General features: G+C 71.2%; 20 protein-coding genes. 13 read left to right on the forward strand and 7 right to left on the reverse strand.

Annotation, left to right across the window (positions count from 1 at the left end):
* Positions 1 to 8: 8 nt before the first annotated feature.
* Complete coding sequence (locus tag EV186_RS05235) at positions 9 to 1,730, forward strand: glycosyltransferase (protein WP_133847907.1); 1,722 nt, start codon at positions 9 to 11, stop codon at positions 1,728 to 1,730.
* Here the strand turns inward: EV186_RS05235 and EV186_RS05240 are convergent.
* The 4 genes from EV186_RS05240 to EV186_RS05255 all read right to left on the reverse strand — a co-directional run bounded on the left by EV186_RS05240 (position 1,727) and on the right by EV186_RS05255 (position 5,812).
* The gene (locus EV186_RS05240; protein WP_133847908.1) at positions 1,727 to 3,049 is read right to left on the reverse strand and encodes an alginate O-acetyltransferase AlgX-related protein; all 1,323 of its coding nucleotides are present in this window, start codon (positions 3,047 to 3,049) and stop codon (positions 1,727 to 1,729) included. The two genes, EV186_RS05235 and EV186_RS05240, sit on opposite strands and share 4 nt — an antisense overlap.
* Positions 3,050 to 3,145: 96 nt before the next feature.
* Positions 3,146 to 3,811 (reverse strand): response regulator, encoded by a 666-nt coding sequence (locus EV186_RS05245; protein WP_133847909.1) that lies wholly within the window; start codon positions 3,809 to 3,811, stop codon positions 3,146 to 3,148.
* A gap of 17 nt (positions 3,812 to 3,828) precedes the next feature.
* On the reverse strand, positions 3,829 to 4,962 hold the full coding sequence (locus EV186_RS05250; protein WP_243753821.1) for a sensor histidine kinase: 1,134 nt from the start codon (positions 4,960 to 4,962) through the stop codon (positions 3,829 to 3,831).
* A gap of 10 nt (positions 4,963 to 4,972) precedes the next feature.
* A complete protein-coding gene (locus EV186_RS05255) occupies positions 4,973 to 5,812 on the reverse strand; it encodes a hypothetical protein (protein WP_133847910.1) in 840 nt (279 codons plus the stop codon).
* Between the two features lie 371 nt (positions 5,813 to 6,183).
* Here EV186_RS05255 and EV186_RS05260 point away from each other — a divergent pair, with 371 nt between their 5' ends.
* From EV186_RS05260 to EV186_RS05275, 4 genes are all read left to right on the forward strand, one after another.
* The gene (locus tag EV186_RS05260) at positions 6,184 to 7,938 is read left to right on the forward strand and encodes a long-chain-acyl-CoA synthetase (protein ID WP_133847911.1); all 1,755 of its coding nucleotides are present in this window, start codon (positions 6,184 to 6,186) and stop codon (positions 7,936 to 7,938) included.
* A 3-nt stretch (positions 7,939 to 7,941) separates the two neighbouring features.
* Positions 7,942 to 8,754 carry a helix-turn-helix transcriptional regulator gene (locus tag EV186_RS05265; protein WP_133847912.1) on the forward strand — a complete coding sequence of 271 codons (813 nt, stop codon included), beginning with the start codon at positions 7,942 to 7,944 and terminating at the stop codon, positions 8,752 to 8,754.
* 97 nt (positions 8,755 to 8,851) lie between these two features.
* Positions 8,852 to 9,589, forward strand: a complete 738-nt coding sequence (locus tag EV186_RS05270; protein ID WP_133847913.1) for a dienelactone hydrolase family protein — start codon at positions 8,852 to 8,854, stop codon at positions 9,587 to 9,589.
* Positions 9,586 to 9,987: a carboxymuconolactone decarboxylase family protein gene (locus EV186_RS05275; RefSeq protein WP_133847914.1), complete on the forward strand. Its 402-nt coding sequence runs from the start codon at positions 9,586 to 9,588 to the stop codon at positions 9,985 to 9,987. The genes EV186_RS05270 and EV186_RS05275 overlap by 4 nt, the downstream gene beginning before the upstream one ends.
* Here EV186_RS05275 and EV186_RS05280 read toward each other — a convergent pair.
* Positions 9,969 to 11,747, reverse strand: a complete 1,779-nt coding sequence (locus tag EV186_RS05280) for a gamma-glutamyltransferase family protein (RefSeq protein ID WP_133847915.1) — start codon at positions 11,745 to 11,747, stop codon at positions 9,969 to 9,971. The genes EV186_RS05275 and EV186_RS05280 overlap by 19 nt on opposite strands.
* Positions 11,748 to 11,858: 111 nt before the next feature.
* Between EV186_RS05280 and EV186_RS05285 the strand changes: the two genes are divergently transcribed.
* From EV186_RS05285 to EV186_RS05290, 3 genes are all read left to right on the forward strand, one after another.
* Positions 11,859 to 12,821: an aldo/keto reductase gene (locus EV186_RS05285; protein WP_133847916.1), complete on the forward strand. Its 963-nt coding sequence runs from the start codon at positions 11,859 to 11,861 to the stop codon at positions 12,819 to 12,821.
* Positions 12,822 to 13,118: 297 nt separating this feature from the next.
* The gene (locus tag EV186_RS38735) at positions 13,119 to 13,295 is read left to right on the forward strand and encodes a hypothetical protein (protein WP_166659025.1); all 177 of its coding nucleotides are present in this window, start codon (positions 13,119 to 13,121) and stop codon (positions 13,293 to 13,295) included.
* Positions 13,296 to 13,347: 52 nt separating this feature from the next.
* Entirely contained in the window at positions 13,348 to 14,103 is a 756-nt protein-coding gene (locus EV186_RS05290; RefSeq protein ID WP_133847917.1) for an SDR family NAD(P)-dependent oxidoreductase, read from the forward strand.
* Positions 14,104 to 14,121: 18 nt separating this feature from the next.
* Here the strand turns inward: EV186_RS05290 and EV186_RS05295 are convergent, their stop codons facing one another.
* Positions 14,122 to 15,759, reverse strand: coding sequence for a TM0106 family RecB-like putative nuclease (locus tag EV186_RS05295; RefSeq protein ID WP_133847918.1), 1,638 nt, complete (start codon positions 15,757 to 15,759; stop codon positions 14,122 to 14,124).
* A gap of 98 nt (positions 15,760 to 15,857) precedes the next feature.
* Here EV186_RS05295 and EV186_RS05300 point away from each other — a divergent pair, with 98 nt between their 5' ends.
* The 5 genes from EV186_RS05300 to EV186_RS05320 all read left to right on the forward strand — a co-directional run bounded on the left by EV186_RS05300 (position 15,858) and on the right by EV186_RS05320 (position 19,260).
* Positions 15,858 to 16,328 (forward strand): DUF6474 family protein, encoded by a 471-nt coding sequence (locus EV186_RS05300; protein ID WP_133847919.1) that lies wholly within the window; start codon positions 15,858 to 15,860, stop codon positions 16,326 to 16,328.
* Between the two features lie 107 nt (positions 16,329 to 16,435).
* Complete coding sequence (locus EV186_RS05305; RefSeq protein WP_133847920.1) at positions 16,436 to 16,921, forward strand: hypothetical protein; 486 nt, start codon at positions 16,436 to 16,438, stop codon at positions 16,919 to 16,921.
* A 67-nt stretch (positions 16,922 to 16,988) separates the two neighbouring features.
* Positions 16,989 to 17,723, forward strand: coding sequence for a YcnI family copper-binding membrane protein (locus EV186_RS05310; protein ID WP_133847921.1), 735 nt, complete (start codon positions 16,989 to 16,991; stop codon positions 17,721 to 17,723).
* Complete coding sequence (locus EV186_RS05315) at positions 17,720 to 18,244, forward strand: copper resistance CopC family protein (protein WP_133847922.1); 525 nt, start codon at positions 17,720 to 17,722, stop codon at positions 18,242 to 18,244. The genes EV186_RS05310 and EV186_RS05315 overlap by 4 nt, the downstream gene beginning before the upstream one ends.
* On the forward strand, positions 18,241 to 19,260 hold the full coding sequence (locus tag EV186_RS05320; protein ID WP_133847923.1) for a copper resistance D family protein: 1,020 nt from the start codon (positions 18,241 to 18,243) through the stop codon (positions 19,258 to 19,260). The genes EV186_RS05315 and EV186_RS05320 overlap by 4 nt, the downstream gene beginning before the upstream one ends.
* A 90-nt stretch (positions 19,261 to 19,350) precedes the next feature.
* Here EV186_RS05320 and EV186_RS05325 read toward each other — a convergent pair whose 3' ends face one another.
* The gene (locus EV186_RS05325; protein ID WP_243753822.1) at positions 19,351 to 19,617 is read right to left on the reverse strand and encodes a hypothetical protein; all 267 of its coding nucleotides are present in this window, start codon (positions 19,615 to 19,617) and stop codon (positions 19,351 to 19,353) included.
* Positions 19,618 to 19,764 lie beyond the last annotated feature (147 nt).

Raw genomic sequence — 19,764 nt, forward strand, 5'->3', positions numbered from 1 at the left:
GACTGCTGATGTCTGGCTACCAGTTCGACTTCACCGAGCACGGCCCGTACGGCGCCGCGATGCGGTTGCTGCGCGACAGCGACCTGCGGGGCAAGGTCGTGCTCGACCTCGGCTGCGGCGCGGCCGCCGTCGCCGCGCCCCTGACCGGGCTCGGCGCGACCTACGTCGGCCTGGACGTCGATGAGGACGCCGTCACCAAGGCGACCGAACGCGGCATCGAGGCCCACGCCATCGACCTGACCGCGGACTCGCTGCTGGCCGACCTGCGCGCGGTCGTGGGTGAGCGCCCGGTGGCCGCCGTGCTGTGCCTCGACGTGCTGGAGCACGTGACCGAGCCGAGCCAGGTGCTGGCCGCGGTCACCGAACTGACCACGGTGAACCCCGAGGCCGAGCTCGTGGTCAGCATCCCGAACGTCGGGCACCTGGACATCGCGGCCCGCGTGCTGGTCGGGCACTGGGACGTCACCGAGTCGGGTTTACTCGACCGCACGCACCTGCGCTTCTTCACCGACCGCTCGTTGTCGGAGCTGATGAACGCCGCCGGGTGGTACGAGGCGGCACGCGAGGACTTCCGCCTGCCCGAGTCCGACCAGCACTGGGCCGGGCACCCGGTGTTCGAGCGCGGCACCAACATCGGCGCCCTGCTGGAGCTGGTGCGCGCCGGCGCCGACGAGCACGGCACGGTGAACCAGTTCGTGCGCCGCTACCACCGCGGTCTGCCCCGACGCCGCGAGCAGCAGCTGCCGGAGCAGCCGTTCGCGACCGTGGTCGTGCGCACCACCGGCACCCGCCCGGACACGCTCACCGACGTGCTGTGCTGCCTGGCCGCGCAGACCACGCTGGACTTCGAGGTGGTGCTGGTCGCGCACGACGTCGACTCGACCGTGCCGCTGCAGCAGCTGGTCGACCAGTTCGAAGGCAACATCGCGCGGCGGGTGCGGATCGTGCCGTGCACCGGCGGCACCCGTGCCCACGCGGCGAACGCGGGTCTCGACGCCGCGCGCGGTGACTACGTGGTCTTCCTCGACGACGACGACCTGGTCACGGCCAACTGGGTGGAGAACATCCGAGATGGCGCCCAGACCCACCCCGGCATGGTGGTGCGGTGGTTCGCCGCCGAGCAGCGCCGGGTGTGGCTGGAGCCGGGCAAGCGGGCCAAGCACGCCGCCGTCGGCCCGCTGACCGCGACCTACGCGACCGAGTTCGACTTCCTGCGCCACCTGCGCCAGAACGAGACCCCGTTCCACTGCTTCGCGTTCCCCCGCGTGCTGGCCACGCTGGGCATGCGGTTCACCGAGAACCTCACCGTCTGCGAGGACTGGGACTTCCTGGTGCGCGCCGCGTCGCTGTGCGGGGTGTTCGACACCGGCGAGATGACCTCGATCTACAACAAGTGGGGCAGCAAGAACTCGTCGGACCTCATCGCGACCGACGAGTGGCAGGCCATGCGCACGATGATCCACGTGAGCATGGACGCCAAACCGATCCTGCTGCCGCCGGGTTCGGTTCGAGGGGTCGACGTGCTGCTGGCCGAGCTCGAGGAGGCGCGGCGCACGATCTCCGCGCAGCGGGCCGAACTCGAGGCGACGCGGCAGTCGCTCAACGACTACCGCGAGGTGGCCGACAACGCGCACCGCGCGCTGGCTGAGCTGCGCTCGTCCACGTCGTGGAAGGCGAGCGCACCCATCCGGGCCGCGGGCTCGCTCGCGCGCCGCATCCGCAACCGCTAGCGGATCGGGCGCTTGGCCAGCTCTTGGCCGATCACGTCGACATTGCCCGGGTCGACCAGCGGGTTGATGCCGGCGACCAGGCTGCGCTCGACCAACTCGAGCACCACGACGTTCTGGTCGGCCATCGTCCGCCCGACCAGGTGCGGGTCGGTGCCCACCGTGTCGCTGTGCACGATGGTGATGTCCTGGAAGCCACCGGCCAGGTACGGGGTCGCGTACAAGGTGAAGGAGTCGGCGATCAAGCCGACCTTCGTCGCCACGACACCGCTGCCGGGCGCCTGCGTGAGGCGAAGCGGTGCGCGGAACTCCTTGTCGATCGTCCGGCTGCGCACGGTGGTTCCGTCGGTGGCCAGCCGGTAGGTCTGCAGTGGGTAATCCTGTTTGTGGTGCAGCAGCGGCGGCAGGTCGCCGGGCTCCTGCAGCACCCGGTCCGGGGTGGTGACCCAGCGGCTGGTGACCCCCGGCTCGATGCGTTCGGCGACCTCGCGGGTGAAGACCAGGCCGCCGCTGTGGGTCCAGTGGGTGTCGACCGACGAGTAGATCGGCGAACCCTGGCGCTTCGCCGCGCTGTTCAGTGCCGGTCGAAGGTCGACGGCACCGTCCTCGGCGACGACTCGGCGCCAGAATTCGGAGCGCACGGCCGCCGAGCAGTTCTTGCCGACGTAGTTGTCCGGCAGGTACTGCGGCACGGCCGTGGTCTTGTCGGGCGCGACGACGAGCACGAACTGCCGGCCGGAGGCCTGCACGGCGTCGCGCAGCTTGCCGAGCGCGTTGATCACGTCGTTCAACGGCCGTTCGGGAAGGCACGCGCCGAGCGTGTCGTAGCCCAGGTACAACCAGCCCTTCTTGCCTTCCAGGACCTCCGGGTAGCCGGCGCTGCGCATCTTGTCGCGCTCGGGGTCCGGATGGGACGGCTCGGGAATCGGCCCCTGCACCGGCACCGACTCGTCGGCCTGGTCGTTGGGCGGCGCCTCGCCGAACACGCTCCGGCTGATGCCGTCCTCGGCCTGGATCGCGTTCTCGCGGAACGGCAGGTAGTCGATGGCCCACGGGGACAGCGAGGTGAAGAACCGCCAGCCCTGCCCGAGGCTGGGGAACTGCGACAGCGGCCGGTTCTCGAAGGCTTCGGGCCGCACGCCCAGGATGAGCAGCAGCAGCGGCACGCAGAAGAACACGCCGGCCGAGATGAGGGCGCCGAACTGGCGTTTGCCGTGCCGCGGCCGGTACATCGTGTGCTGGTTGGGCAGCCACGCCTCGTGAACCGGTGGCAGCTTGGACGAGCGGCCACGGGACGCGAGTTGGTCTTGGCCGCTGGTCACGCGGCAAGACTAACCAACGCGGGCCGGCAGCGGCTCGCCGTTGCGGCAACCTGACCTAGCGGTTCGGTGTGAAATTCACGATTGCGGCTATTCCGGTCACTGGTTGTGCGGGGACACCAATCCGGACTCGTAAGCGAGCACCACCAGTTGGGACCGGTCGCGTGCGCCGAGCTTGGTGAGGATGCGGCTGACGTGCGTGCGCGAGGTGGCCGGGCTGATCACGAGGTGGGTCGCGATCTCGTCGTTGGACATGCCGGCGGCGACGAGCGCGAGCACCTCGCGTTCGCGGTCGGTCAGCTCACGCAGCACGCTGGTGTCGAGCCGGCGTTGCTCCGGCCGGGCAAGGAACTCGCTGATCAACCGGCGGGTCACGGTCGGGGCGAGCAGCGCCTCGCCGGTGGCCACCACGCGCAGCGCGCGCAGCAACTCGACCGGCTCGGTGTCCTTGAGCAGGAAGCCGCTGGCCCCGGCCCGCAACGCCTCGAAGACGTACTCGTCGAGGTCGAAGGTGGTCAGCACCAGCACCTTCACCTCGGCGAGGGCCGGGTCGGCCGTGATCATCTTGGTCGCGGCGAGGCCGTCCATGCCGGGCATGCGGATGTCCATCACCACGACGTCCGGCTTGTGCCGGCGGGCGAGCGCGACGGCCTCGGTGCCGTCGGCGGCCTCGCCGCACACGTCGAAGCCGTCCTCGGTCTCGAGCAGCACCCGGAACCCGGCGCGCACCAGCGCCTGGTCGTCGGCGAGCACAACCTTGATCACCTTGCTGCTCCCTCGGATCACACCGCCCCCTCGATCGGCAGGACGGCACGCACGCGGTAGCCACCGGCGCCGTCCGGCCCGGCGGACAGCGTGCCACCCAAGGCTTCGGCGCGCTCCCGCATACCGCGAACACCCTGGCCCGAACCCGGGTCGACCGAGCCCGTGCCGTTGTCGACGATCTCCAGTTCGAAGCGGGATCCGTTGCGCGCGAAGCTGATGCGCACCTCGCTGGCCTTGTCGGCGTGCCGCACGGTGTTGGTGAGCGACTCCTGCAGGATCCGGTAGGCGGCCACATCCACCGGCGCGGGCAACTCGCCGGGATCACCGTCCACATCGACCTTCAGCCCCGCCGCGGTGACCGAGGCGATCAGGTCGGCGCGGCCGGCGAGGCTCGGCGACGGCGCGCGTTCGCCGGTGCCGCGCAGAACGGCGAGCGTCGCGCGCAGGTCGGTGAGCGCGACCCGGCTGGCTTCCTTGATGGCGAGCAGCGCCTCCTTCGCCTGCTCGGGCCGGCGATCGGCGACGTGGGCGCCGACCCCGGCCTGCACGTTGATCATGGCGAGGCTGTGCGCGACGACGTCGTGCACCTCGCGCGCGATGCGCAGCCGTTCCTCCTCGGCCTCGCGGGCCTCGCGGTCGCGTGCCTGCTGTTGGGCGGCGTGGCGGGCCTCGCGCCGTTGGCGGACCACGACGCCGAGCGCGATCACCGCCGTCGTGCCGGCGAGGATGCCGAGCGTGCCCTGGAGGCTCCACGTCTGGTCCAGTGAGAAGGCCAGGATGGCGTCGGCCAGCAGCACCGCACCCGCGGTGAGCGCGGCGTGCAGGGCGCGCACGCGGCTCGCGAGCAGGAACAACGCCACCGCCGGCGCGACGGCGCTCGGCCCGTGCGGGTAGTCGGTCAGGTAGTAGCCCAGCGCGGCCGCCGCGGTCACCACGAAGACCGGCGTCGGGAGCACCCGGTTGAGCAGGAGCGGCAGGGTCGTGCCGAACAGCCAGAGGTAGCCGAGCAGGCCCAACGCCCGCATGCCGGCCTGACCGGACCACTGGCCGCTGGAGAACTCGGCGGCGTTGGCGGCCCCGGTCGTGCCGCCGACGACGATGGCGGTCACGACCACCGTCAGCAGCACGTCCTTGAAGCCGATCCTGGTCACGGGCTTGAAGTTACGGCAGGGCGGCGGCCGATGCGTACCGCGTGGTGCGCAAATCCGGGCTACGCGTCGCACCGTAGGCGAGCAGCACGGCCGCGAGCACTTTGCTCACCTCGGCGGCGATCGCGACCGGATCAGCACCGCTGGCTAAGACGGTCCCACCGACGACGTTGACCACTCCCCACGCACCCCACGAGAACATCGCGCCGGTCCCGACCCACCCGGCCACGGCGGGCGGCCAGACCAGGCCGCCCGCCCACCACCCCTCGACGATGGCCGACACCCCCAGGACGCCGGCCAGCGCCAAGAACCCGTCGAGCGCACGACCGTCGGCGAATTCCGCCCACGCGACGAAGAGCCCGAGAACCGCTCCGGCCAAGGAAGTGACCGTGCGCGCCTTTGCCCTGCGTCGTGCCCGTGCGAGCCACGGCCACCTGACCCGCACATAAAGAACGAAGGCCAGCAGCAAGGCCGCGCCCTGCCAGACAAACCCGCTGTAGACCAGCGGCTGCACCCACGACTCGAGCGGCAGGTGCGCCTGCTCGGTGAAGATCAGCGGCGCCATCAGCAGGATCGGCGTGAGGAACCCGGTGCCGATCCAGATCGGGACGAGGACCACCCAGGCGGGCAGTCGTTGTCCCCAGTTCTGGGTGAGCGCGAGAGCGACGAGGATCGCCACGGCATCCATGCCCCCGGTGGCGAGGTTGAGCGCTCGTAAGGAAGAGTCGTTCGCGAAGCCCGGATCGGTGAGTCCGACGGGGTTGCCGGTGAGCCAGAGGGTTTTGAGCGCGAGGTAGGGCAGGGCGCCGAGGATGACGGCGGCACCGGCGAGCTTGCGGACGTTGACGACCATGAGTTCAGCTTGGCCGGGTTGGGGGTCCGCGCACCTCCCGCCGGCGACGGATTCGCCTCCCTCCCAGGAGGGATATCCGCCTGGCACCTGGGTTTTCCACAGGCACCGGGTTATCCACAGATCCCGCACTCGCCCGTTTTCGCTCCCACAAACCGATAAACTGGACCTCGGGGAGCCCCCAAGGGCAGGGCGGGGCTTGTTACGCGCGCGCGAAGCGAAATTCGTTATGTCGCAAGGAAGTCTGGTCCTGCGACCAGCTCCGTGTGGTCGAGCTCGGCGGGAAAGACCCGTTGCGGGAAGTCGCGATCGCGCGAAGCACCTCCCAGCAGCTAGTCTTCACCTTATTACTGCCGAGTAGGTAAGGGAGCGGGATGGGCGACGGGACGATCGGACTGGCCGAGCTCACCATGAAGCTGCCTGCGCTCGCGCTCGACGTGCCCAAGATCGGCAAGGGGCTCTTCGGCCTCCTCCGCTACCGGCCCGGCACCACCATGTCGATCGGGCTGGTCTTCCAGCGCGCCGCGGCTCGCCACCCCGAGCGGGACTTCGTCCGCTTCGAGGGCGACGCCATGACCTACGGCGACGCGAATGCCAAGGTCAACCAGTACGCCGCCGTGCTCGCCGGGCGTGGCGTGAAGCCCGGCGGCGTGGTCGGCATCCTGCTCAAGAACCGGCCCGAAGCCCTGCTCGTCGCGCTCGCGGCGGTCAAGCTCGGCGCCGCCGCGGGCATGCTCAACCACCACCAGCGCGGCGACGTCCTGGCGCACAGCGTCGGCCTGCTCGACGCGGCCGTCCTCGTCGCCGGCCACGAGTGCCGGGAAGCGCTCGACTCCATCGACACCGACGTCCCGACGCTCGACGTCGACGAACTCGACGAGCTCACTAAGGACCAGCCCGACACCAACCCGCCGGAGTGCGCGCGGATCAAGGCCAACGCGAAGGCCTTCTACATCTTCACCTCCGGCACCACCGGACTGCCCAAGGCGAGCGTGATGAGCCACCACCGCTGGCTCGCCGCGATGTCCGGGCTGGGCGGCGTCGGCGTCCGTCTGTCCTCTTCGGACACGATGTACTGCTGCCTTCCGCTCTACCACAACAATGCGCTCACCGTCGCGCTCTCCGCGGTGCTCGGCGCGGGCGCCACCATCGCGATCGGCCGGTCCTTCTCCGCGTCCCGCTTCTGGGACGACGTGATCCGCAACAAGGCGACCGCGTTCGTCTACATCGGGGAGATCTGCGGCTACCTGCTCAGCCAACCGGCCAAGCCGACCGACCGCGAACACCGGGTCCGCGTCATCGTCGGCAACGGCATGCGCCCGCAGATCTGGCACGAGTTCACCGAACGCTTCGGCATCGCGCGGGTCGCCGAGTTCTACGGCGCGAGCGAGTGCAACGTCGCGTTCATCAACGCCTTCAACCTCGAGCAAACGGCCGGCGCCTGCCCGCTCTCGTTCGAGGTCGTCGAGTACGACCCGGACACCGGCAAACCCACGCGCGGCCCGGACGGCAAGCTGCGCAAGGTGGCCCGCGGCGACGTCGGGCTGCTGCTCTCCGAGGTCACCACCAGCGCCCCGTTCGACGGCTACACCGACAAGAAGGCCGGCGACGACAAGCTCGTCCGCGACGCCTTCAAGCGCGGCGACTGCTGGTTCGACACCGGGGACCTGGTGCGCCGCCAGGGTTTCCGGCACGTGGCGTTCGTCGACCGGCTCGGCGACACGTTCCGCTGGAAGGGCGAGAACGTCGCGACCACCGAGGTCGAGGGCGCGTTGACCGCCCATTCGAGCATCGACCAGGCCAGCGTGTTCGGCGTCGAGGTCCCCGGCACCGGCGGCCGCGCCGGGATGGCCGCGGTGGTGCTCGACGGCGACTTCGACGGCAAGGCGCTGGCCGAGCACCTCTACGCCAAGCTGCCCGCCTACGCCGTCCCGCTGTTCGTGCGGGTCGTCGACTCGCTGGAGCAGACCTCGACGTTCAAGAGCCGCAAGGTCGAGCTGCGCAACCAGGGCTACGGCGACGAGGTGACCGACCCGCTGTACGTGCTCGCCGGGCGCGCGGACGGCTACGTCGAGAGCTACCCGGACTACCCGAAGGAAGTCGCGGACGGCCGCCGGCCGGTAGCGTGAGGTGTGGACCGGCGCACCGAACTCGGCGAATTCCTCCGCTCGCGGCGCACCCGCCTGCGGCCCGAGGACTTCGGCCTGCCGGTGGGGACCCGGCGCAGGGTCGCCGGCTTGCGCCGCGAAGAGCTCGCGCAGCTGGCCGGGATCAGCGCCGACTACTACATCCGCATCGAGCAGGGCCGCGCGACGCAGCTCTCCGACAGCGTGTTCGACGCCGTCTGCACCGCGTTGCGGCTCACCGTCGACGAACGCACGCACCTGCGCAACCTGCTCGTCCCCAAGCGCCGCAAGTCCCCGGCCGGTGTGCTGCGGTCGTCGTTGGGCCAGACGGTGTCGGCCATCGAGGGCCGTCCGGCGTACCTGATCGACCGCACGATGGAAGTGCTGGCGTGGAACCGGCTCGCGGGCGTGCTGTTCGAGCCGGTCGTGGCGCAACCGTTGGGGCGGCGCAACGTTGCCCGGTTCGTGTTCCTGGATCAGGCGTCGAAGTCGGTGTTCGTGGACTGGCCGATGGTCGCGCGGTCCACGACGGCGTTCCTACGGCTGGGTGGCGGTCAGCACCCGGACGACGCCCGGCTCGCGTCGCTGGTCGGCGAGTTGGCCGACGGCAGTGAAGACTTCCGACGCCTGTGGTCGGAGCAGTTGGTCGCCGACCGGGGGCACGGCGTGAAGGAGCTGCGGCACCCGGCGGCCGGCACGCTCACGCTCGACTTCGAGACGCTGCGCGACGCCACCGGGCACGTGCTGGTGGTGTTCACGGCCAAGCCCGGCTCGGCTTCCGAGATCGCGTTGCGGGCGCTGGAGCCGGCCAAGGTCTGAGCCTGGTACTGGCGGTCCCAGGAACAGCTCGACCTGTTGGCAGCACCCGTTTCCTCCCTACGGTTCGGCTGAAACCCAGCCACCGAAAGGGAATCCGATGTGCCACAGCACGGACAGCAGGCCACCCGCGCCACCCATCGCCGGTGCCGTCGCGGACGCCGGCGGCCTCGACCTCGAATCCGCCGACGGCGCCAAGTTCTCGGCGTTCCGCGCGGTGCCCGAGCAGGCCAACGGCATGAACGTGGTGATCCTGCCCGACGTGCGGGGCGTGCACCCGTACTACCAGGAGCTGACCAGGCGCTTCGCCGAAGCCGGGTTCCACACGATCGCGATCGACTACTACGGCCGCACGGCCGGGCCGGGCGATCGCGGCGAGGACTTCGACTGGTCGTCCCGCCTGCCGCACGTGCGGCCCGAACAGGTCGAACTCGACGTGGCCACCGCGGCCGACCACCTGCGCGAGACCAACGCCGGACCGGTGTTCACCGTCGGCTTCTGCTTCGGCGGCAGCCAGTCGTGGCGGCTCGCGGCCGCTGACCTCGACCTGGCCGGCGTGATCGGCTTCTACGGTCAACCGAAGCTGGTGCGCGAAGTGCTGCCGAAGTTCGACAAGCCGGCGTTGTTGCTGATCGCGGGCGCGGACGTCGCCACGCCGCAGGAGGAGTTCATCGAGTTCACCGACGCGTTGACGGCGGCGGGCAAGACGCACGAGAAGTACGTCTACGAGGGTGCGCCGCACTCGTTCTTCGACCGCGCCTTCGGCGAGTGGCAAGCGGCGTGCGACGACGCGTGGCAGCGGATCCTGGCGTTCACCGCGCGCCACGGCCGGTCATGAGCGACCGCTTCGAACGCGGTCTCGCGGCCATTGACCGGCTGGCCGCCGACCACGCCGCGATCTTCGACCCGGTGGCGGACATCGCGCCCGACCTGAGCCGGTACGTGGCCGAGTTCGCGTTCGGCGACCTGTACACGCGACCGGGGCTCGAACCGCCGCACCGCCAACTGCTGACGATCGCCGCGCTGGCGGCCCTCGGCGACGTCCGGCCGCAGCTGAAGTTCCACGTCGCCGGCGCGCTGAACCTGGGGGTCGAGCCGGCGACGATCGTGGAGACGCTGCTGCACTGCCTTGCCTACGTCGGCTTCCCCCGCACGGTGAACGCCGTTGGCGCCGTGCGGGAGGTGTTCGCCGCGCGTGGTCTGCTGCCCGTTGGCGATCAGCGGCCGACGGCGTAACCCTGCATCCCGCGGGGGTTGGCGGCGGCGCGCAGCCAGCCGTCACCCTGGCTCACCGCGGACATGCGGCCGAGCGCCCACGGACCCGAGTCGACCACGTCGTGGCCCCATTCCCTAAGCGTGGCAAGGGTTTGCGCGCCCAACCGGGACTCGGCGACCAGTTGGCCCGGGTAGTGGTCGCGCGGGTAGAACGAGCTCGGGAACGCACCCGAGTGCCAGGCCGGCGAATCGATCGAGGCCTGCAGGTCGAGGCCGCCGACCGTGTGGGCCAGCCAGAAGCACAGCTGCCACTGGTCCTGCTGGTCACCGCCGGGGGTGCCGAAGCCGAGCACCGGCCTGCCATCGCGCAGCGCGAGCGACGGCGACAGCGTGATCCGTGGCCGCTTGCCGGGTGCGAGCGAGTTCGGCAGCCCCTCCTCCAGCCAGAACATCTGGCCACGGGTGCCGAGGCAGAAGCCGAGGCCGGGGATGGCGGGCGAGGACTGCAACCAGCCACCGGACGGGGTCACCGAGACGATGTTGCCGTGCCGGTCGACCACGTCGATGTGCACCGTGTCGCCGCGGGTGCCACCGTCGCGGGCCACCGTCGGCTCACCCGTGGTGCCGGACGGGTCGGCCACCGTGGGCCGGTGCTGGGTGATGAAGCCAGGCAGGCGCGGCTCTTTGCCTTGTGGCGCACCAGGTCGAAGCTCCAGCGACGCGGAGTCGGCGACCAGCCCCGCACGCGAACGGGCGTACTCGCGCGACAGCAACCCGGCGAGCGGCACGTCCGGCACGTCGCCGTACCAGGCCTCCCGGTCGGCGAACGCGAGCTTGGCGCACTCGATCGCCAGGTGTACGGTGCGCGCGGTCGCCACACCATCCACATAGGACAGCTCGTCGGCGAAGTTCTCCAGCAGCAGCACCTGTTGCAGCAACGCTGGCCCCTGCGACCACGCGGGCAGCTTGGCCAGCGTCCAGTCGCCCGTCGTCACAGTGGCCGGTTCGGTGTAGCTCGCCTGCCAACGCGCCATGTCCTCACCCGTCAGCACGCCGGCGTGCGCGTGCCCGGACGAGTCGTGCAACGGCGTGCGGCAGAACTTGTCGACCGCCTCGGCGACGAAGCCCTGCGACCAGGCGCGCCGGGCCGCGTCGATCTCGGCTTCGCGGGTCGCGCCGCGGGCTTCGGCGAGCAGCCGGGTCCAGGTGTCGGCCAACTCCGGGTTGCGAAGGCGGCTGCCGGTGGCGGGTGCGTCGCCGTCGACCAGCCACAACGCCGCCGAGGTCGGCCAGTGGTCGGCGAACATCCCGGCGACCGCGCGGATCGTGTCGGGGATGCGTGGGATGGCCGGGTAGCCGTCGCGGGCGTAGCCGATCGCGTACTTGAGGACGTCTTCGAGGCGCTTGGTGCCGTGGTCGCGCAGCATCGTGAGCCAGCCGTCCCATGCGCCGGGCACGGTGGCGGCCAGCAGCCCCGCGCCGGGGACGAGGTCCAGGCCGAGGTCGCGGTAGTGCTCGATCGTCGCGCCGGCCGGGGCGACGCCCTGGCCGCACAGCACGCGCGGCGTCGGGTCTTGGGCGGTGGCGAAGATCGCGGGGACCTCGCCGCCGGGGCCGTTGAGGTGCGGCTCGACCACCTGCAGCACGAATCCGGCGGCGACGGCGGCGTCGAAGGCGTTGCCGCCGTCTTCCAGGACCGCCATGCCGGCGGCCGAGGCGAGCCAGTGGGTGGACGCGACCATGCCGTGGGTGCCGATCAGTTCGGGCCTCGTGGTGAACACAGTTGGCACGTTAGCCGCCGCGGCCGAGATTGTTAACCCTGCTAACGATCACCTGGAGTATCCGCCCGATTGCTGGCTTCACTCGACCGTGGCGCCATAAGGTGATCGGTTGTGGAACACCGTCACGCTGGCGCGTCGGGGCTCGTGGTCAGCGCGGTCGGCCTCGGGTGCAACAACCTGGGCCGGCCCGGCACCGCGGCCGAGTCGTTGGCCGGTACGCGTGCGCTGGTGGGAGCGGCGCTGGACGCGGGCGTCACGCTGTTCGACGTCGCCGACGTCTACGGCGCGCCACGCGGACGCAGCGAGGAACTGCTCGGCCAGGCTCTGCACGGGCGGCGCGAGCAGGCGGTGATCGCCACGAAGTTCGGCGTGGACATGCAGGGCACGAACGGCCCGGACTTCGGCGCGCGCGGGTCGCGGCGCTACATCCGGCGCGCGGTCGAGGCGTCGCTGCGTCGGCTCGGCACCGACTGGATCGACCTCTACCAACTGCACCGCGTCGACCCGAACACGCCGATCGACGAGACCCTGTCCGCGCTCGACGACCTGGTCACCGCCGGGCACATCCGCTACGCCGGGCTGTGCAACCAGGCGGGCTGGCAGATGGCCGACACGATGTGGACCGCCCGGCACTACCGGCACCGCCCGCCGGTGACCACGCAGCACCACTACTCGCTGCTCGAACGCGACGCCGAGCGGGAGATCGTGCCCGCGTGCCAACGGTTCGGGCTCGGCATGCTGCCGTACTACCCGCTGGCCAACGGGTTGCTCACCGGCAAGTACCGCCGTGACGTCGAGCCGCCGGCAGGCAGCAGGCTCGCCGGGCGGACCCGGCTGCTCGCGGACGCGCCGTGGGACCGGATCGAGAAGCTGCGCTCGTTCGCCGAGGAGCGCGGCATCGAGATGCTGTCGGTGGCGATCGGGTGGCTCGCGCACCGCCCGTCGGTGACGTCGGTGATCGCGGGCGCGACCACCCCGGAGCAAGTGAAGGCGAACGCGGCGGCGGCGCGGTGGCAGCCCACCACCGAGGACCTGCGCCAACTCGACGACATCTGCCCGCCCGGCCGTCGCTGAGCGTGCTCGCGGGTCATCCCCCAGTCGGATGCCGGAACGCCCCTCGTGGCCGACGCGCGTTCGGCGGTCCGCGAGGGACCGTGGAACGCATGGAACTCGTCGGGATCGCCGCCCTCTTCGTGGTGCTCGCGGTGCTCGCCGCGGTGCCCCTCCTGATCTTGCTCAACGCCGGCCCGGGCCGCGGCAAACGGCCGTCCAGCTGAGTTCAGCGGGCTGTTCCCCTCGGGGTGACCCCGAGGGCACGTTCCGGGTTGTCGCCGGATGTGTAAAAGGTCCGCGCACGCGACATTCATGGGCATGCGGAACCTCAAGTACGTCTTCGCCGTGACGATCCTCGTGCTGGCTCTCCTGCCCAAGTCGTTGGAGTTGGTCGGGATCGTCCTGCTGTTCGTGGCGCTCGCCTTGCTTGCCGCGCTTCCGTTGCGGCTCATGCTCGGCGCGGGCGGCGCACGTCACAGGCGACCGGTGGGCTAGCGAGCGTTAACCTCTGCACCGGCACGTACTACCTGTGGGTGAAGGGGACCAGATGGAGATCAAGGACACCGCCGCCATCGTCACCGGCGGCGCTTCCGGGCTCGGCGGAGCGACGGCCAAGGCGCTCGCCGCGGGTGGCGCCCGGGTGTTCGCCCTCGACCTGCCGGGCGGGATCGAGAAGGCCGAGGCCGTCGACGGCATCACCTACGTTCCTGCCGACGTCACCAACCCCGAGCAGGTGCAGGCCGCCGTCGAGACCGCCGCCGAAGCCGGCCCGCTGCGCGTTGTCGTCAACTGCGCGGGCGTCGGCACCGCCGGCCGGATCCTGTCGAAGAAGGGGCCGCACGACCTCGACGTGTTCCGCCGGGTCGTGGAGATCAACCTGATCGGCTCGTTCAACGTGATGCGCCTGGCCGCCGACGCCATCACCAAGACCGACCCGCTGGACGACGACCAGCGCGGCGTCATCATCAACACCGCTTCGATCGCCGCCTTCGACGGACAGGTCGGGCAGGCGGCCTACGCCGCGTCCAAGGGCGGCATCGTCGGGCTGACCTTGCCGGCCGCACGCGACCTCTCGCAGTTCGGCATCCGGGTGGTGACGATCGCGCCCGGCATCGTGGACACCCCGATGCTCGCCGGGGTCACCGAGGAGTTCCGGGCGAAGCTCTCCGAAGGTGTGCCGTTCCCGAAGCGCCTGGCCGAGCCCGCCGAGTACGCGCGGCTCGCCACGATGATCATCGAGCACGACTACCTGAACGGCGAGGTCATCCGGATGGACGGTGCCCTGCGGATGGCGCCCCGCTGATCCCTCGCGCGAGGTCGTTCAGAGGTCGCCGACGTAGGGGATCTCGGCTACTTCGTCCGAGGACATCCAGTTGCGCAGGGCGTACGTGGCCCGCACGTCGTCCTCGTTGTACTGCAGCAGGCGGCGGCGCTGGTCCTCGTTCGGCTCGCCGGTTTCCATGCCGACGGCGTCGCGGTACCAGCGCATCGAGTTCTCGCCGCTGGCCTCCGGGTCGCGCCAGTGGAAACCGGCGACCGGCGCGATCGTCTTCAGGCCCTTGCCGTGCGCGCACAGGAAGTGGTCGCGGACGCTGCCGAACAGGTCCACCCACGAGTCGGACTCGATGAACGCCTGCACCTGCCGTCGCGGGGGCACACCCGGCGTGCCGGCGAACCGGCGGGTGGACGCGAGCAGCCAGCGGTTCTCGGCGAGCTCGTTGTAGCAGTAGGCGCGGAAGCTCAGCCCGCGGTCGGCGGCCCGGTCGCGCACTTCGGTGAGCCATTGCCAGAACTCGCCGAACGAGCGCCCCTCGTCGGGGTCGGGCAACGGGCGCCAGGTGGCGAAGGCGCGATAACCCTGCGGCACGCCGATGTCCACACCGGACAGCAGCGCTCCCCAGAGGTAGGCCCCCGCGTCGCCGAAGCTCTCCATGTCGACGTCGACCTCGACGTCGGCGCGCGGGACCTTGACGTCGACGACCTTGCGCACCACGGCGAGGTCGGCCAGCCACGCTCGCGCGAGGCCGACCGCGTCGGCCATCGGCATGCCCACCATGGGGAAGCCGAGGTCGGCGTCGGGCTCGAGGCGGGCCAGGTCGTCGACCGTGCGCACGCCCGAGCCGCGCAGCCCCAAGGCGTCCTCGCCGCGCACGACCAGGCTCACGTCGCGGCTCGCGGTCAGCTCGGCGCCGCACACCGGCCACCACGGGCAGCCGCGGCACTCCACGATCCGCGACGGCCGCGCGAGCGCCGGGGCATGGGTGTGAGCGGCCGTCGCGACCGCCAGCCGGTCGGCGAACCGAACGTCGTACTCGTCGAGCGCGGTGCGCCCGCCCGGCCACGTCGGCGCTTCGAGGTCGTGCCAGACCACCACGTCGCCGTCCATGCCGATGACGCCGCCGGTCGCCCGGCCGGTGGCGCCGTACCCGCAGGCCTGCAGCATCCGGTGCACGTGCGCGAGCCGCAGCTGATCGCGCGGCTGCGGGCGCATCTTCCGGATCGCGTCGACCGAGCTCGCGGACGGGACCGGGGCGTCCAGTGTGGACGTGCGGGCCCCCGCGCCGGGGTCGCTGACCTTGTGCCGGACCACCAGCACCGGCACGTAGCCGTCGGCGGAGCGGACCAGCAGGTCGACCGTGCCGCGACGGCCGCCTTCGAGGTCGCGGGGCAGCTGGGCGGCCCAGATCAAGGCCACACCGTCGGCCATGGCGGCGAGGGTCGCACGTTCACGCTCGCCCGTGCGCGCGTCCGGCTCGATCTCCCGCCAGCCGTCGCCGGCCAGCGCGGCCAGCGCGTCCGCGACGGCGCGCCGGTGCCGCGCGGCATCCGCCCTGCGCTGCTGGCCGGTAGGGTCCGGCGCGGCGCGTGGGGCGTCCTGCATGTCCGGATCGTGCTCGAGGTGCACCCGACGACGGCAGCGGCTGACCACGCCTGCGTCGAGTAGCACCACTTCCGTCACACACCGCAGCCTAGTTCGCCCCACCGACACGATCTCCCGCACGCTGCGGACAAGCCGGTGGATCAGTAAATTTCTCCTCATCGAGGAAGGGCGGGGCCATGGCATTGGGCAAGCGCAAGGCGGCCAAGGACGGGTCGCCGCGGATGACGCCCGCGAAGGCGAAGAACGCCGTGGCGGTGGCGAAGGTGATCGGCCCCGCGGTCATCCCGGTGGTCACGCCGTTCGTGGTGCAGGCCGCGGGCGCGGTGCGCGACCAGCTCGACCGGCGTCGGGCCCGCAAGCTCGGCGTTCCGGTCGACGACCTGGGCAAGTACACCGGCCGGGGCGGCGCGCTGCACGCCCGGATCGCCGGGGCGGCCGACGCGATCGCCGAGATGCGGGAGCGGCCGAACGCCAAGGCCGAGGACAAGGAGTTCGTCGCCAACGCCGAGACGACGTTGCGCCAGCTCACCGCGGCGGTCCGGGCCGCGGAACGGATGCCGACCGTACGGCGCAAGGCCGCGCACCGGGCCATCGCGTCGGAGCTGGACGGACTCGAAGAGCGGGTGTTGCACCGGCTCGGGGTGTGAGAGCGGGCATTCTCCCGGCTGGCCAGCCGATCCGATCCGGTGGCGCCGTACCCTGAGCGGTTGTGGGACGCGGTCACGGGAGCACACGGCGCGGGTGGCGCGCCGCCATGCTCACGTGCGGTTCGGCCGCGCTCGCGATGGTCGCGCACGGCGGCGCCGGTGGGACCGTGCCCGACACGTCGATCGCGGTGGTGCTCACCGTGCTCGTCGCGTGGGCCGGCAGTTCGATCGCGTGGACCCGCTACGGCATGCCGGCCCTGCTCGGCGTGCTCGGCGCGTCCCAGTTGGGCATGCACGGCTTGATGGCGGCGATGGCGCACGAGCCGCTGACCACCGGCGATCCCCTGCTCATGATCTTCACCCACGCGGTCGCGACGCTGGCCACGGCTATCCTGCTGCTGCGCGCGGACGCGACCCTGCAGGTGCTGGAAACGGCGGTCGCCTACCTGCGTGGACTGTTGCGGGTCGCCCACCTCGCGGGCGTGCCCGGCCCAGTACTCGCGCGGCCGGCCTCCGTCGACCACGCCCCGGTGCAGCTGGCCGTCGACCTGCGGCGAACGCACGGCCGCCGCGGTCCACCTGTCGGCTCCTGATTTCCGCATGTCATCGACCACGTCGAACGCGTGGTCACCCACACCTGCATTCAGGAGCTTTATCTTCATGTCGACAAATCGATTCCTGCTGCGTGCCGGGGCCATCGGGCTGACCGCCGGCGCACTCGCCGTTCTCGGCAGCGGCATCGCCAGCGCACACGTCACAGCCAAGGTGCTCGGCGAGCCCGCGACCCAAGGCGGCTACACCAAGATCACCTTCCGGGTACCGAACGAGCAGGAGACCGCGGGCACCATCAAGCTGCAGGTCACCATCGACCCGAAGTACGCGCTGTCGTCGGTGAGCACCAAGCCGATGCCCGGCTGGACGGCCTCGGTCACCAAGACCAAGCTGAACCCGCCGGTGCAGTCCGGCAACACCAAGGTGGACGAGGCGGTCACCGGGGTCACGTGGACCGCGGCCAAGGGCACCAAGATCGCGCCCGGCCAGTTCGACGAGTTCGAGATCTCCGCCGGCCGCCTGCCGGCCAACACCGACCAACTGGTGTTGCCCGCCAAGCAGACCTACGACAACGGCGACGTCGTCGACTGGAACGCGCCGCCGGTGGCCGATGGCGCCGAGGAGCCGGACCACCCGGCGCCGGTGGTGACCCTGACCGCGGCATCCGGCGGCGAGCACGCCGACCCGGCGGCCACGCAGCAGGCGGCCCCCGCCGCGGCGACGCCGTCGAGCTCCGACGACACGGCGCGCTGGCTCGGCGGTGCCGGGCTGGTCGTCGGCGCGCTCGGGCTCGGCGTCGGCATCGGGGCCACGGTGCGGGCGCGGAAGGTCGCGCAGGCATGAGGCGGCTCGTGGTCCTCACCGCCACCGCGCTGCTCGCGATGGTCGGGTTGACCGGAACGGCGTTGGCGCACAACGTGTTGGTGGACAGCAGTCCCAAGGCGGGGTCCAGTGTGGACGCCGGACCGCCGGTCGTGACGCTCACCTTCGACCAGCCGGTGCAGGAGGGCGAGCAGTTCAACTCCATCGTGGTCATCGGCCCGAACGGCGACCACTGGGAGGGCGGCGAGACCACTGTGGACGGTCGGACGGTGAGCGTGCCGCTGCGCACGCTCGGGCCGGCGGGCAAGTACGAGATCAGCTACCAGGTCCTGTCCGACGACGGGCACCCCGTGCGCGCGCAGGTGCCGTTCACGCTGACCAAGGCGGGCGGCGGGACGCCGACACCGGGCACGAACACGGTGTCGCAGGACAGCGGCGGTGGGCTGCCGGTCTGGGTGTGGATCGCCGGTGCCGTCGTGCTCCTCGGCGTGGGCGTCACGCTCGCGTTGCGGTCGGGTAGCCCGAAGAAGCCGGTCGAGTGACGGCGACCCGGACCACCGCGTCCCCGCGTTACCGGCTGCTCGGCCTGCTGGTGGCGGCCTCGGTGCTCGGCGTGCTGATCGGCATCGCCGTCGTCGGGTTCGCCTCGGTGCCCGGGCTCGCGGACAGCGGCGTGGTGGTCCGGGTCGGCATCCCGGTGGTGCGGGCGCTGCTCGACATGTCGGCCGTGCTGACCGTCGGGCTCGCCGTGCTGCCGGTCCTGATCGGGTTCGACCGCCCGGCGCAGGCCGAGACCGCGCTCGCCGGGACCCGCCGGCTCGCGCTCGCGGCGGCGCTGGCGTGGGTGGTGTTCGCGCTGATCACGTTGGTGCTGCAGACCGCGGAGCTGCAGCCGGGCGCGGACGTGTCGTTCGCCGCGATCAGCGACTACGTCGGCAAGGTGGCCGCGGGCAAGGCGTTGGTCGTCGTCGCGATCTTCGCATTGGTGTGCGCGTTGCTCGCCGGGCTCGCGGTCCGGTTCGGCGAGGCGGTGCCCGCCGAACTGCGGGCCGCGGTCGCGTTGTTCACGTTGCTGCCGTTGCCGGTCACGGGTCACGCCGGAAGTTGGAACCTGCACGACCTCTCGATGATCTCGATGGAGTTGCACGTGCTCGCCGCCGTCGCGTGGACCGGCGGGCTCTGCGCGGTGGTGATGACCTTGGTCGCCCACCGGACGCTGCTGGCCATCGCGCTGCCGCGGTTCTCGAAGCTCGCGACCGCCTGCGTCGCCGCGGTCGCGGTGACCGGCGTGGTGAACGCGGTCGAGGAGCTGACCATCACGCCGGACCACCCACTCCTCGGCGCGTTGTTCGGCACGAGCTACGGCGTGCTGGTGCTGCTCAAGATCACGTGCGTGATCGCCCTCGCCGCGCTCGGCGGCACCATCCGGCTGCGCCTGCTGCCGAAGGTCGCCCGCCACCAGCCCGGAGCGATCGCCACGTGGGTCGCGATGGAACTGTCCGTGATGGGAATCGCCTTCGGGTTCGCGGTCGTGCTCACCCGGGCACCCGTCGGATAGCCGGTGGTCGACCGCTCGTCGCGCAGGGTACGTCCGAATCGCCAGACGCCCTACGAACGGATACCGCCAGATGGCGCAAACGTCGAGCGGTCAGTCCTGCTCGGTGAACTGCGCCGGACGCGGCCGGTGCTTGCGGAGCTCCGCCAGCTTGTCCGCCGCGGCAAGACCCCGGCGCTCGAGCTCGCGGCGGGTGATCCAGCCGCTCGCGTGGTGGCGGTAGGCCTGCGCCAGCATGACCAGCTCGGCGAGGTAGTCGGCGGCACGTCTGCGACTGTCTTCGGGCAGCTGGGCGATCAGCGGCAGCTGGGCCTCGACCACCTGGTCCAGCACGTTCGCGGAGTGCAGCGCGCGGGTCACCCGCCTACTGTCCCGCGTAGCGGGGCGCTGCAAACCGAACACCGGACTGAATCACCTCATCGTGCGGCACCGAGATCGTGAGGTCCGCACTCAGCGTAGCGGCCGACACGGAAGGAGGACCAACCGGTCCCCTGTCGAGAATGGATT

Origin of the sequence: Labedaea rhizosphaerae, assembly GCF_004362825.1 — a bacterium.
Classification (GTDB): domain Bacteria; phylum Actinomycetota; class Actinomycetes; order Mycobacteriales; family Pseudonocardiaceae; genus Labedaea; species Labedaea rhizosphaerae.

Coding starts and splice junctions, on each gene's coding strand:
- EV186_RS05235 (WP_133847907.1), top strand. CDS start 9: ATGTCTGGCTACCAGTTCGACTTCACCGAGCACGGCCCGTACGGCGCC.
- EV186_RS05255 (WP_133847910.1), bottom strand. CDS start 5,812: ATGGTCGTCAACGTCCGCAAGCTCGCCGGTGCCGCCGTCATCCTCGGC.
- EV186_RS05260 (WP_133847911.1), top strand. CDS start 6,184: ATGGGCGACGGGACGATCGGACTGGCCGAGCTCACCATGAAGCTGCCT.
- EV186_RS05270 (WP_133847913.1), top strand. CDS start 8,852: ATGTGCCACAGCACGGACAGCAGGCCACCCGCGCCACCCATCGCCGGT.
- EV186_RS05275 (WP_133847914.1), top strand. CDS start 9,586: ATGAGCGACCGCTTCGAACGCGGTCTCGCGGCCATTGACCGGCTGGCC.
- EV186_RS38735 (WP_166659025.1), top strand. CDS start 13,119: ATGCGGAACCTCAAGTACGTCTTCGCCGTGACGATCCTCGTGCTGGCT.
- EV186_RS05290 (WP_133847917.1), top strand. CDS start 13,348: ATGGAGATCAAGGACACCGCCGCCATCGTCACCGGCGGCGCTTCCGGG.
- EV186_RS05300 (WP_133847919.1), top strand. CDS start 15,858: ATGGCATTGGGCAAGCGCAAGGCGGCCAAGGACGGGTCGCCGCGGATG.
- EV186_RS05305 (WP_133847920.1), top strand. CDS start 16,436: ATGCTCACGTGCGGTTCGGCCGCGCTCGCGATGGTCGCGCACGGCGGC.
- EV186_RS05310 (WP_133847921.1), top strand. CDS start 16,989: ATGTCGACAAATCGATTCCTGCTGCGTGCCGGGGCCATCGGGCTGACC.
- EV186_RS05315 (WP_133847922.1), top strand. CDS start 17,720: ATGAGGCGGCTCGTGGTCCTCACCGCCACCGCGCTGCTCGCGATGGTC.